Source organism: Streptomyces sp. NPDC012637 (genome assembly GCF_042954805.1).
Classification (GTDB): domain Bacteria; phylum Actinomycetota; class Actinomycetes; order Streptomycetales; family Streptomycetaceae; genus Streptomyces.
The window spans coordinates 56,528-69,051 of record NZ_JBIBDS010000008.1 but is presented as its reverse complement, the minus strand read 5'-3'; the positions used below and the strand labels follow the sequence as shown (position 1 = coordinate 69,051).

The window sequence follows — 12,524 nt, the reverse complement described above, 5'->3', positions numbered from 1 at the left end:
GGCGATGGGCCCCTCGGCGCTGCCGTAGGCTGCGTGCCCATGCGTGGAATTTTGCTTGCCGGTGGTACCGGCTCCCGACTGTGGCCGATCACCCGAGCCGTGTCGAAGCAGCTGATGCCGGTCTTCGACAAGCCGATGATCTATTACCCCCTGTCGACCCTCGTGATGGCGGGCATCAGGGAGATTCTGATCATCACGGGTCCCGAGGAGCGCCCCCAGTTCGAGCGGCTTCTGGGCGACGGGTCCGATTTCGGGCTGGACATCCAGTTCGCGACCCAGGAGAAGCCGAACGGAATTGCCGAGGCCTTCGTCATCGGTGAGGAATTCATCGGCGACGACCCGGTCGCCCTGATCCTCGGCGACAACATCTTCCACGGCGTCGGCCTCGGCCGGCAGCTCGCGAAGTACCAGCAGCCCGAGGGCGGTGTGGTCTTCGCCCACGCCGTGTCCGACCCCACCGCCTACGGTGTCGTCGACTTCGACGAGAACGGCGTCGCCCGCTCGATCGAGGAGAAGCCGAAGAACCCGAAGTCCCGCTACGCGGTGCCGGGCCTCTACTTCTACGACAGCCGGGTCGTCGAGATCGCCAAGAACCTCGAGCCGAGCGGCCGAGGCGAGCTGGAGATCACCGACGTCAACAAGTACTACCTCGACCGCGGCGAGCTCCAGGTCTCCGTCCTGGACCGCGGCACCGTCTGGCTGGACACCGGCACCTTCCAGTCCCTCGTCCAGGCCTCCGAATACGTCCGCGTGGTCGAGGAGCGCCAGGGCATGAAGATCGGCTGCCTCGAGGAGGCCGCCTGGCGCGCCGGCTTCATCGACGACGCCCACCTGCGCACCCTCGCCGAGCCGCTGACCAAGAGCGGCTACGGCGACTACCTGCTCGACCTGCTGGCGCACGAAGCCGAGCAGGCCTGAGGCCCGAGAGAGGAAACGGCTCTTTCCATGAAGGTCAACCCCCTTGGTATCGAGGGCGCCTGGGAGTTCGTCCCGCAGCAGCACGGTGACGCCCGCGGCCTCTTCCTCGAGTGGTACAAGGCGGAGCGCATGGCCGAGGCGGTCGGCCACCCGCTGAACCTGAAGCAGGGCAACCTCTCGGTGTCCGCCGCCGGTGTTGTGCGCGGCATCCACTTCGCCGACGTGCCGCCCGGCCAGGCCAAGTACGTGACGTGCGTGCGCGGTGCGGTCCTCGACATCATCGTGGACGTCCGGGTCGGCTCGCCGACCTTCGGCCGCTGGGAGGCCGTGCGCCTCGACGACAAGGACCGCAAGGCCGTCTACCTCTCCGAGGGCCTCGGCCACGGCTTCTGCGCGCTGACGGACGACGCGACCGTGACGTACCTCTGCTCCGAGGGCTACGCGCCGGAGCGCGAGCGCACCGTCTACCCGCTGGACCCGGAGATCGGCATCGAGTGGCCGGTCGACGGCGTGCCCGAGCTGTCCGCCAAGGACGCCGAGGGCCCGACCCTCGCGCAGGCGCGCGAGGCGGGCATCCTGCCGGTGTACGAGGAGTGCGTGGCGTTCCGCGCCTCGCTGGCCGAGCGCGGCTGAACACGGCTGGACCGGTCGGGTTCCGACCGGCGTGCGGCGGCCCGGCGGCTCCCTTCGGGGAGCGGCCGGGCCGCCGTCCCTTTCGGGTTAGGCTGCCCGGATGACGTGGCTCATCACCGGCGGCGCCGGCTACATCGGCTCCCATGTCGTCAAGTCCATGACCGAGGCCGGTGAGCGGGTGGCCGTCCTGGACGACCTCTCCAGCGGCGACCCGGCCCGCCTGCCCGCGGACGTGCCGCTGGAGCGCGGCAGCGTCCTCGACCGCGCCTTCGTCGACCGGGTGCTCCGCGAGCACGCCGTCACCGGGATCGTCCACCTCGCGGCCAAGAAGGCCGTCGGGGAGTCCGTCGAACGCCCGCTCCTCTATTACCGCGAGAACGTCACCGGCCTCCAGGTCCTCCTCGAAGCCGCCGCCGACGCCGGGGTCCGGTCCTTCCTCTTCTCCTCCTCCGCGTCCGTGTACGGCATGCCCGACACCGACCTGGTGACCGAGGACACCCCGTGCGCCCCGCTCAGCCCGTACGGCGAGACCAAGGTCACGGGCGAGTGGATGGTGCGCTCCGCCGGCCGCGCCCACGGCATGGCCACCGCCTGTCTGCGCTACTTCAACGTGGCCGGCACCGCCGCGCCCGAACTCGCCGACACCGGTGTCTCCAACCTCGTGCCGATGGTCTTCGAGCGGCTCGATTCCGGACGGCCGCCGCTGGTCTTCGGCGACGACTACCCGACGCCCGACGGCACCTGCGTCCGCGACTACATCCACGTCGCCGACCTCGCCGACGCCCATCTGGCCGCCGCCCGCCGGCTCGCCGAGCGGGCCGCGAAAGGCGAGCACCACGACCTGACGCTCAACATCGGCCGCGGCGAGGGCGTGTCGGTACGGGAGATGATCGACCTGATCCGCGAGGTCACCGGCCACGACGTCGAGCCCGAGGTCGTCGCGCGGCGGCCCGGAGACCCGGCGAAGGTGGTCGCCTCGGCCGAACGGATCTCCGCCGAACTGGGCTGGACCGCCCGACACGACGTCCGTTCCATGATCGCCTCGGCCTGGGCCGCGCACACCGCGCGCCCCGTCCAGCCCGCGGAATAGACGGGCGGCGCCCGAACCGGCTCGCGTAGATTGCCTGCCGAGGCGAGAGCCCGGGCACGGGCTACGGGAACGGGCTCTCGACGCAGGCGAATGAGCACGGGCACGGGCTTCGAGCACCGGCCTGGACACGGGCAATGAGTGAGGGCGCGGGCTTGGAGCACCGGCCTGAACGCAGGCGAATGAGTACGGGCGCGGGCCTTGAGCACCGGCCTGGACACGGGCAATGAGTACGGGCACGGGCAATGAGCACGACGGCGAGGACGACGCAGGTGACAGAGGCAAGGCAGTACGTGACGGAAGCCCGCAGGATCGTCGTGAAGGTCGGCTCGTCCTCGCTGACCACCGCGTCCGGCGGCCTCGACGCCGACCGTGTCGACGCCCTCGTGGACGTCCTCGCCAAGGTCCGCAGCGGCGGCGAGAAGGAGATCGTCCTGGTCTCCTCCGGCGCCATCGCCGCGGGACTCGCCCCGCTCGGCCTCACCCGCCGTCCCAAGGACCTGGCCCGCCAGCAGGCCGCCGCCAGCGTCGGCCAGGGCCTGCTCGTCGCCCGCTACACGGCCTCCTTCGCCCGCTACGGGGTACGCGTGGGCCAGGTCCTGCTCACCACCGACGACACCAGCCGCCGCGCCCACTACCGCAACGCCTACCGGACCCTCGACCAGCTCCTGGCCATGGGAGCCCTGCCGGTCGTCAACGAGAACGACACCGTGGCCACGGACGAGATCCGCTTCGGCGACAACGACCGGCTCGCCGCGCTCGTCGCCCACCTCGTTCGCGCCGACCTGCTCGTGCTCCTCTCCGACGTGGACGGGCTCTACGACGGCGACCCGTCCAAGCCCGGCACCTCGCGCATCGCCGAGGTCACCGGCCCCGAGGACATCGCCCACGTCGAGATCGGCTCCGCCGGCAAGGCGGGCGTCGGCACCGGCGGCATGGTCACCAAGGTCGAGGCCGCCAGGATCGCGGCCGCCGCCGGCATCCCGGTGGTGCTCACCTCCGCCGTACGCGCCGCCGACGCCCTCGCCGGCCGCGACACCGGCACGTACTTCCACCGCACCGGCCGCCGGTCCGCCGACCGGCTGCTCTGGCTCGCCCACGCCTCCACCCCGCAGGGCCACCTCACCCTCGACGACGGCGCCGTACGGGCCGTGGTCGAAGGCAAGAAGTCGCTGCTCGCGGCGGGGATCGCGGCCGTCGAGGGCGAGTTCACCGCCGGCGACCCGGTGGAGCTGCGGGACACCGCGGGCCGTGCCGTCGCCCGCGGGCTCGTCAACTTCGACGCCAAGGAGATCCCCCGGATGCTCGGCCGCTCCACCCACGAGCTGGCCCGCGAACTCGGACCGGAGTACGAGCGCGAGGTCGTGCACCGAGACGACCTCGTCGTCATGTGAACCGAAACGGCTGAAAGTCTGGTCATCCGGTAGGGACCTTTACCAAAACCGCCCCATGCGCCGCCGCGGGCTGGTCAACTTTGTCTCGGGGGCAACGAGAGGGTGGGGAACACCAGCACGCGCAGCAGATCGCAGCACGCAGCACAGGCATCACACAGGAGGCCGCCGGTGAGACGAGCGCGCCCAGGGGCATCGCCCCGCGGGACGGCCGAACGCGCCCTGACGAGCGTCGAGGCCGGAGCCGACTTCGACGAGGAATCCTTCGACGGGACCCCCGAGGACACAGGGGCGGACACGAGGACACCGGAGCGGGAGGTGTCCAAGCTCTGGCACATCACCCTCAGCGTCTCCGGCGCGGCGGCCCCGCTGCAGGAGGTGCGCCGGGCCCTCGAACAGCTGGCCCACGACCACCCCTTCCTGCTGACCAGCCGCTACGCGAACGACCACGCGGAGATCCGGTACTGGGAGGAGGCCCGCGACCTCCACGACGCGGCCGCCGTCGCGCTGCGCCTGTGGGGCGAGCACCGGCAGAGCGCCAAGCTGCCGCCGTGGGAGATCGTCGGCCTGGAGGTCATCGACCGGGAGACCTACCACCAGCGGATCGCCGAGGGCTACGGCCCGCCCCCGGCCGCCCCGGTCGGTGTCCACCCCTACTGACGACGTCCACCGCAACCGACAGCGCCCCCACCGCAACCGGTGGCGGGCGACCGCAACCGACAGCGCCCCACCGCAACCGGCGGCGGCGCCCGCAACCGACGGCGCCCACCGCAACCGACGGTGCCCACCGCAACTGACGGTGCCCACCGCAACCGGCGGCGCCCACCCCACCGGCGGCGGCGCCCGCAACCGACAGCGACCACCGCAACCGGCGGCGTTCACCTCAACCGGCGGCGTTCACCTCAACCGGCGAGTCCACCCCTACGGACGACGTCCGGCTGCTGACGACATCCGGCCTTTCGACATCCGGTCGGCGGACGTCTCGCAGTACGGGACGGGAGCGGGATACGTGAGGGATGTCCGCAGTGGTGCCAGTACCCTGCGGGCATGACCTCGCTCATGCCCTTCGACAACATGTCCCCGGTCGCCCAGACCGCCTACCGGGCCCGCGCCGCGGCCGCCGAAATCGCGCCACTCCCGCGCGCGACGAAGGACGACGCCCTGCTGGCCATGGCGGACGCCCTGGAGGTCCGCACGGCCGAGATCGTCGAGGCCAACGCCGAGGACATCGCCCGCGCCCGCGAGGCCGGCACCAGTGAGGCCATCATTGACCGGCTCACCCTGACGCCCGAGCGGGTACGGGCCATCGCCGCCGACGTCCGGCACGTCGCCGCGCTGCCCGACCCGGTCGGCGAGGTCGTCCGCGGCTCGACCCTCCCCAACGGCATCGACCTGCGCCAGGTCCGCGTCCCGCTCGGCGTCGTCGGCATCATCTACGAGGCCCGCCCCAACGTCACCGTCGACGCCGCCGCCCTCTGCCTGAAGTCCGGCAACGCCGTCCTGCTGCGCGGCTCCTCCTCCGCGTACTCCTCCAACACCGCCCTGGTGAAGGTGCTGCGCGACGCCGTCGGCGGCGCCGGACTGCCCGCCGACGCCATCCAGCTCGTCCCCGGCGAGTCCCGCGACTCCGTCCGCGAGCTGATGCGCGCCCGCGGCCTCGTCGACGTCCTCATCCCGCGCGGCGGCGCCTCGCTGATCAAGACCGTCGTCGAGGAGTCCACCGTCCCGGTCATCGAGACCGGCACCGGCAACTGCCACGTCTACGTCGACGCCCAGGCCGACCTCGACATGGCCGTCGAGATCCTGGTCAACTCCAAGGCCCACCGGGTCAGCGTCTGCAACGCCGCCGAGACCCTGCTGGTGCACCAGGACATCGCGGACGTCTTCCTGCCGCGCGCCCTGGACGCCCTCGCCGAGGCCGGCGTCACCGTCCACGCCGACGAGCGGGTCCTCGCCCGCGCCGAGGGCAGCAAGGCCACCGTCGTCCCGGCCACTGCCGAGGACTGGGAGACCGAGTACCTCTCCTACGACATCGCCGCCGCCGTGGTCGACTCCCTCGACAAGGCCGTCGAGCACATCCGGCTGTGGTCCTCCGGCCACACCGAGGCCATCGTCACCACCTCCCAGGCCGCGGCCCGCCGCTTCACCCAGCTGGTCGACTCCACCACCGTCGCCGTCAACGCCTCCACGCGCTTCACGGACGGCGGACAGTTCGGCTTCGGCGCCGAGATCGGCATCTCCACCCAGAAGCTGCACGCCCGGGGCCCCATGGGCCTTCCGGAACTCACCTCCACCAAGTACATCGTGACCGGCGACGGTCACGTTCGGTAACCGGCGCCCGCCCGCCGGACGCCCGATCGGGGCAGGGACAGTTTGCGCTCTCCCTGCCCAAAACCCCCTCCCCGGTCTACTCTGAACCCGTGCCGGACGACGTGGGGGGCATGCCGTTCCAGGACGGCGGGGACCCCGATGACTCTGTCGACCGCGGCGGCGCCGACGAGGATTTCGCCACCGTGGTCTTCGACGAGGACTTCGTGCGGGCCGCCGAGATCCACGAGCCGACCGCCGTCGAGCGACTGCTCGCCGCCGCCCAGGCCCGCGCCGAGGCCGAGGCCGCCCGGGCCCGCGCCGTGGCCGGTCTCGCCGACGAGGAGCCCTACGAGGACGGCTACGACCTCGCCCGCCACCCCGACGGCTACGACCCGGACACCGCCGACGACGACTTCGGCCCCTACGGTCCCCACGGCGGCGCCCTGCGCCCCTACCGCGGCAGCGCCCGCTGGCACCGCCCCGTCGCCTGGGTACTCGCCCTGGTCATGGGCGTCGGCATGGTCGCCCTCGCCTTCAGCGCCGTCTACCGGGGTGCCTCCGCCAACCGCCAGGACCGCATGCCCCCGCCGGCCACCACCGGCGTCGACGAGCCCCGTGCCGTCCCCTCGGCCGCCACCGCGTCCTCCGCACCCCCCGTTCCCGCTGCTCCGGGCGCTCCCTAGGGAGCCCTTCGCCCGTTCGCCGCAGCCGCGTCGGAATTCTTCCGAAGTTGTCGTGTACCTGGGCGTTTACCGAAGCTTCCGCCGACCTACCCTGAAGGTATGGCAGGGCGTGGCGACCCGCCTGAGGGGACTCCCGAGGGGCTCCCCGGCGGTGAGGACGAGTACCGATCCGTCGTCTTCGACGAGGCGTTCGTCCGCGCTGCCCGGCTCCAGGAGTTCTCCGCCGAGGAGCGGATGGGCGAGCACTCGCAGGCGGTCCGCTCCCGCCCCTCCTGGGAGGGCCGCAGCGGCTCCCGGCAGGCCCTGCTGCTCGTCCTGCTGATCGTGCTGGCCTTCGGCACGGCCGTCTATCTGGGCGTCCGCAACCCGTACCAGCCCCCGGTGGACCAGCGGGCCGAACCCCTGCGCACCACGGTGGTCCCGCTCGCCCCGCAGGGCCCGGTGCCGGGCGGCACCCCCGCCGGCCTCTTCGCCCACAGCCCCGTCGCCGAGTACCCCATCGGCGCCGCCGGCATCAACTTCCCCCTCGCCGCCCGCACCACCCACTTCTCCGAGAGCCAGGTGGTCACCGCCCTCGGCATCGCCAAGGACTACCTGGTCGCCTCCTCCCTCGAACCCGACGTCCTGGCCGGACTCACCGTCCGCCCGCCCCGGCTCCTCGTCGACCCCGACCAGCTGGAGCAGTTCGACCGGAGCGTCGAGTCGTCCCAGGACGACGGCCGGCACGCCGCCTCCGGCTGGCTGATCCGCTTCGACCCGAGCAAGGTCGTCCTCGCCGACCCCGCCGTCCGCGTCCAGGGCACCCTGCGGTACGCGGAGGTCGACACCGACCTGATCGACGTCATGGCGGACCACACCTTCACCTACGCCGTCCGGCCCGCCACCTCGGGCGGCGGCCCGGCGCCGCAGGCCTCGCTGTTCACCGTCCACCGCGAGCTGCACTTCCGCTTCGACCGCGAGGACCTGCGGATGCACCGCGCCGAACTGCTGACCAGCACCGTCGAGGCGGGCCCGCAGTCCTGCGACGCCGACACCAGCGGTTCGCTGCGGCCGCTCCTCGCGGGCGAGCGGGCCGCAGACCCGAGCCGCCAGGCGGTCACCGACCCGTATGCCACGGACCGGCCCACCACGTCCTCGCTCTGCGGCGCGCTGGCCCCGAGCGCTCAGCCCTCGCTCTGACCCGGCTCCGCGTCGTCGGCACCCGGCGAGCCCTGGGACCCCTGCGATCCCTTCGCGCCGCCCTGGCCGCCGCCGGCGGCTCCGCCGAACCGGCCGAAGATCTTCCCGCCCAGGTCGCCCGCGAGGTCCCCGGCGCCGCCGGCTATGTCGCTGACCAGCTTCATCAGGGGATCCTTGCTGGTGCGCACGTGGTCCGCGTAGTGCCGCCCGGACTCGCGGAAGGAGTCGGTCACCGAGGTGTCCTGGTCCTCCGAACGCCGCGGGTAGTGGCCGTCCATGATCCGCTGGTAGTCGCGGGTCTCGGACCACTTCTTCAGCTCGGCCGCCCGCACCGCGGTGAAGGGATGGGTGCGCGGCAGCACGTTGAGGATCTTCAGGACGGAGTCGCGCAGGTCCCCGCCCTTCTCGTACTCGTCGGCCTGGGCGAGGAACGCGTCGACGTTCATCTCGTGGAGGTGGTTGCCGCCGGCGATCTTCATCAGGCCGCGCATCGAGGCCTGCAGGTCCTGGCCGACGAGCAGCCCGGCGCGGTCGGCCGACAGCTCCGACTTGCGGAACCACTCGCGCAGCGCCGTGACGATCGCCATGATCGCCACGTTCCCCAGCGGGATCCAGGCGATCTTTATCGCCAGGCTGGTGAGGAAGAGCAGGATCGTCCGGTAGACCGAGTGGCCGGAGAGCGCGTGGCCCACCTCGTGTCCGACGACGGCCCGCATCTCCTCCTCGTCGAGCAGCTCCACCAGGCCGGTCGTGACCACGATGATCGGCTCGTCGAGACCGATGCACATCGCGTTCGGCTTCGGGTCCTGCGTGACGTACATCGGCGGGACCTTCTCCAGGTCCAGGATGTAACAGGCGTCCCGCAGCATGTCGTTGAGATGGGAGAACTGCGCGTCGCTCACCCGCACGGAGTCGGAGAGGAACAGCAGTCGCAGACTCCGCTCGGGCAGCAGTCCGCTGAGTGCCTTGAAAACCGTGTCGAAGCCGCTCAGCTTGCGCAGCGCGACCAGCGCCGAGCGGTCGGCCGGGTGCTCATAGGCCCGCGAGGAGATCCCGGCGAAGCGCTTTCGCTGCCGCCCGGGCAGGTGTCCCTGGTGGTTGTCGGTCATGGATGCCCCCTGTTCGTACGAGTCGGTGCTCGTCCCCCTGACTCAGCCCAGACTAGGCGAGGCGGCTACCGTGTGCCCGAGCCTGTGGATAACTCGGGCACTGTGGACAACCGAGGAGCACGACCGCCATGCCGGACATCACGACCACCGCCGTCACGCCCCTGCTCGCCGCGGCTTCGGAGCAGCCGGGCCTCGGCGGCACGCTGCGGATCGTGCTGCTCGTCTCGATCGTCGGCGGCGCCCTCCTCGCCTGGTTCCTGCTGCGCGGCTACGGCAACGGCGGCGAGGACCCCGCGGCGACCGAGGAGGCCGCGGCGACCCAGGACCCGGCGGCGGCCGAGGAGGCCGCGGCGACCCAGGACCCGGCGGCGGCCGAGGAGGCCGCGGAGGCCGCGAAGGGGCGGGAGGCCACCGCCGCGCGCACCGAAAACGGCCCCGGTGACGCCAACGCCTGAGTCGGCGTGAGCGCTCGGCGACGCGCCGCATACGATGTGCGCGAAGTCTCCGCTCCCATCCCCGATCGAAGGTCCTGCCGAAGATGAGCCTCCACGCCACCGCCGCCAACCTGGTCACGCTCGCGAACGAGGGTGCCGAGCACGGCGGCAACCACGAAAGCCTCAACCCGTACGTGACGGGTGGCGGCGCCCTGCTCGCGCTCCTTCTGCTCCTGTGGATCACCACCCGCTTCAACCGGGACCGCTGAGCCCGAGGCCGCTGATCCGGCGTTCGCCGCCGTGCCAGTAGGCTCTGCACGCATGGGAGAGCAGGAAGTGCCTACTGGCGGTCGCGGCAAGCGCCGACTCGGCGTGATGGGCGGAACGTTTGATCCGATCCATCACGGACACCTGGTGGCCGCCAGCGAGGTGGCCGCCCTGTTCCACCTCGACGAGGTGGTGTTCGTGCCGACCGGGCAGCCGTGGCAGAAGAGCCACAAGGCCGTCTCGCCGGCCGAGGACCGCTACCTGATGACGGTCATCGCCACCGCCTCCAACCCGCAGTTCTCCGTCAGCCGCATCGACATCGACCGCGGCGGCGCGACCTACACGATCGACACCCTGCGGGACCTGCGCTCCCTCAACAGCGACTCGGATCTCTTCTTCATCACCGGCGCCGACGCGCTGTCGCAGATCCTCACCTGGCGCGACGCCGAGGAGCTCTTCGCGCTCGCCCACTTCATCGGCGTCACCCGCCCGGGTCACGACCTCACCGACGACGGCCTGCCCAAGGGCGGCGTGTCGCTGGTCGAGGTCCCCGCGCTCGCCATCTCCTCCACGGACTGCCGGGCGAGGGTCGCACAGGGCGACCCGGTCTGGTATTTGGTCCCGGACGGTGTGGTGCGCTACATCGACAAGCGCCAGTTGTACCGCGGCGAGTGAGCCTCGGGGAGGGGCACCGGTGAACGATCAGCAGAACCCGTACGACCCGTACTATCCGCAGCCGCAGATCATCGGCTACGACGCGTACGGGCAGCCGGTGTACCAGCAGCAGGTCCCGCAGCAGCACTACGACCCGTACGCGCAGCAGCAGCAGCAGCCGCAGCAGCCGCAGCAGCCGCAGCAACCCCAGCAGCCTCAGCAGCACGAACAGCAGCAGGCCTACGGCTACGACCCGTACGGGCAGCAGTCCGCCCCGTCGCACCAGGCCCACCAGCCTCAGGCGCCCCAAAGCCCCCAGCAGCCGCAGTACGACCCGTACGCCCAGCAGCCCTCGTACGACCGCGGGCAGTACGACTCGGGACGGCAGTACGACGCCGGGCGGCCGTACGACGCGGGCCGCCCGTACGAGACCGGTCAGCAGTACGACACGGGCCAGCAGTGGGCGGTGCGCACAGAGCCCGCGCCCCCGCCGCCCCTCCAGGCCCCCGCCCCGTCGGCGCAGCCCGCACCGCCCGCCGGCGTGCCCGGGCAGCGCCCGGCGCCCGAGGGAGACGGGCGCGACTACCGCACCGAGCAGTTCTCGTTCATCGAGGAGCCCGACGAGGACTCCGAGGACGTCATCGACTGGCTCAAGTTCACCGAGAGCCGGTCCGAGCGCCGCGAGGAGGCCCGCCGCCGCGGTCGCAACCGCGTCGTCGCCCTCGTCGTGGTCCTCGTGCTCGCCGCCGTCGGAGGCGTCGGCTACCTCTGGTCGGCCGGCAAGCTCCCCGGCATGGCCGGCGACGCCCCCGGGCAGAACACCGCCACGGGCCCGCAGCAGCGGGACACCATCGTCGTCCACCTGCACAACACCAAGGGCGGCGGCACCTCCACCGCCCTCCTCGTCGACAACAGCACCACCAAGCAGGGCACCACCGTCCTGCTCCCCAACGCGCTCGCCGTCGCCGACGACGAAGGCGCCACCACCACCCTCGCCAAGTCCGTCGAGGACGACGGCTCCAGCGGCACCCGCGAGGCGCTCGGCAACCTCCTCGGCGCGAAGATCGCCGGTACCTGGCGGCTCGACACCCCGTACCTGGAGAACCTCGTCGAGCTCGTCAGCAACATCGACATCACCACCGACACCGACGTGCCCGGCGACAAGCCCGGCACGGAGCCGCTGGTCAAGAAGGGCGAGAACCAGACCCTCAACGGCCGCGCCGCCGTCGCCTACGCCACCTACCGGGCGCCCGGGGAGGCCGAGGTCAAGCAGCTCCAGCGCTTCGGTCAGGTCATGTACGGCGTGCTGCGGAAGATCTCCGACGACCCCAAGGCCGCCACGGTCACCATCGAGACCCTGGCCCAGATCCTCGACCCGTCGCTGCCCGAGAAGGACCTCGGCGCCTCCCTCGCCAAGCTCGCCGAGCACGCCAAGGTCGGCGACTACAAGACCGCGGTGCTGCCCGTCGAGCCCGACGGCTCCCTCAGCGGGGCCACCGGCGACAGCGTCGTCAAGGACATCCTCGGCGGCAAGGTCAGCGCGCCCGAGCAGGGCGCCGCGACCCGGGTCGCGATCCGCGACGCCACCGGCGAGGACGCCACCGAGGCCGCCCGCGTGGTCCTGATCAACGGCGGCTACGCCGTGGTCGGCGGCACCAAGGCCGGCACCCAGGAGAAGTCTCAGGTCGTGTACGCGGACGACGCCCAGAAGGCGACCGCCGCGGAGGTCGCCAAGACCCTGGGGCTGCCCGCCGGATCCGTCACCAAGGGCAAGCCCGGCGGAAACGCCGAGGTCACCGTGATCCTGGGCGAGGACTACAAGATCCCCGGCGTCAAGCGGTGACCCTTTTGTCATCCCT

At 71.8% G+C, this 12,524-nt stretch carries 13 protein-coding genes; 12 read left to right on the top strand and 1 reads right to left on the bottom strand.

Annotated features, from left to right (window positions below; translation table 11 throughout):
* Positions 1-39 precede the first annotated feature (39 nt).
* The 8 genes from rfbA (at position 40) to ACFY8W_RS28780 (ending at position 8,201) form a co-directional block, all read left to right on the top strand.
* Positions 40-918, top strand: a complete 879-nt coding sequence (gene rfbA / locus ACFY8W_RS28815; protein WP_391111243.1) for a glucose-1-phosphate thymidylyltransferase RfbA — start codon at positions 40-42, stop codon at positions 916-918.
* A gap of 27 nt (positions 919-945) precedes the next feature.
* A complete protein-coding gene (rfbC, locus tag ACFY8W_RS28810; protein ID WP_386863225.1) occupies positions 946-1,551 on the top strand; it encodes a dTDP-4-dehydrorhamnose 3,5-epimerase in 606 nt (201 codons plus the stop codon).
* A gap of 100 nt (positions 1,552-1,651) precedes the next feature.
* Complete coding sequence (gene galE, locus ACFY8W_RS28805; protein WP_391111241.1) at positions 1,652-2,641, top strand: UDP-glucose 4-epimerase GalE; 990 nt, start codon at positions 1,652-1,654, stop codon at positions 2,639-2,641.
* 269 nt (positions 2,642-2,910) lie between these two features.
* Positions 2,911-4,032 (top strand): glutamate 5-kinase, encoded by a 1,122-nt coding sequence (proB, locus tag ACFY8W_RS28800; protein WP_391111238.1) that lies wholly within the window; start codon positions 2,911-2,913, stop codon positions 4,030-4,032.
* Between the two features lie 168 nt (positions 4,033-4,200).
* Positions 4,201-4,689, top strand: coding sequence for a hypothetical protein (locus ACFY8W_RS28795; RefSeq protein WP_391111235.1), 489 nt, complete (start codon positions 4,201-4,203; stop codon positions 4,687-4,689).
* A 387-nt stretch (positions 4,690-5,076) separates the two neighbouring features.
* Positions 5,077-6,360, top strand: coding sequence for a glutamate-5-semialdehyde dehydrogenase (locus tag ACFY8W_RS28790; RefSeq protein WP_391111232.1), 1,284 nt, complete (start codon positions 5,077-5,079; stop codon positions 6,358-6,360).
* An 89-nt stretch (positions 6,361-6,449) separates the two neighbouring features.
* Positions 6,450-7,022, top strand: a complete 573-nt coding sequence (locus tag ACFY8W_RS28785) for a hypothetical protein (protein ID WP_391111229.1) — start codon at positions 6,450-6,452, stop codon at positions 7,020-7,022.
* Between the two features lie 99 nt (positions 7,023-7,121).
* The gene (locus ACFY8W_RS28780; protein ID WP_391111227.1) at positions 7,122-8,201 is read left to right on the top strand and encodes a hypothetical protein; all 1,080 of its coding nucleotides are present in this window, start codon (positions 7,122-7,124) and stop codon (positions 8,199-8,201) included.
* Here the strand turns inward: ACFY8W_RS28780 and ACFY8W_RS28775 are convergent.
* Positions 8,186-9,310 (bottom strand): M48 family metalloprotease, encoded by a 1,125-nt coding sequence (locus ACFY8W_RS28775; RefSeq protein ID WP_391111224.1) that lies wholly within the window; start codon positions 9,308-9,310, stop codon positions 8,186-8,188. The two genes, ACFY8W_RS28780 and ACFY8W_RS28775, sit on opposite strands and share 16 nt — an antisense overlap.
* Positions 9,311-9,438: 128 nt before the next feature.
* Between ACFY8W_RS28775 and ACFY8W_RS28770 the strand changes: the two genes are divergently transcribed.
* From ACFY8W_RS28770 to ACFY8W_RS28755, 4 genes are all read left to right on the top strand, one after another.
* Positions 9,439-9,765 (top strand): hypothetical protein, encoded by a 327-nt coding sequence (locus tag ACFY8W_RS28770; RefSeq protein ID WP_391112262.1) that lies wholly within the window; start codon positions 9,439-9,441, stop codon positions 9,763-9,765.
* Between the two features lie 83 nt (positions 9,766-9,848).
* On the top strand, positions 9,849-10,013 hold the full coding sequence (locus ACFY8W_RS28765) for a hypothetical protein (RefSeq protein WP_384416701.1): 165 nt from the start codon (positions 9,849-9,851) through the stop codon (positions 10,011-10,013).
* A 52-nt stretch (positions 10,014-10,065) separates the two neighbouring features.
* Positions 10,066-10,686, top strand: a complete 621-nt coding sequence (gene nadD, locus ACFY8W_RS28760) for a nicotinate-nucleotide adenylyltransferase (protein ID WP_128979797.1) — start codon at positions 10,066-10,068, stop codon at positions 10,684-10,686.
* Between the two features lie 19 nt (positions 10,687-10,705).
* A complete protein-coding gene (locus tag ACFY8W_RS28755) occupies positions 10,706-12,508 on the top strand; it encodes a LytR C-terminal domain-containing protein (RefSeq protein ID WP_391111219.1) in 1,803 nt (600 codons plus the stop codon).
* Positions 12,509-12,524 lie beyond the last annotated feature (16 nt).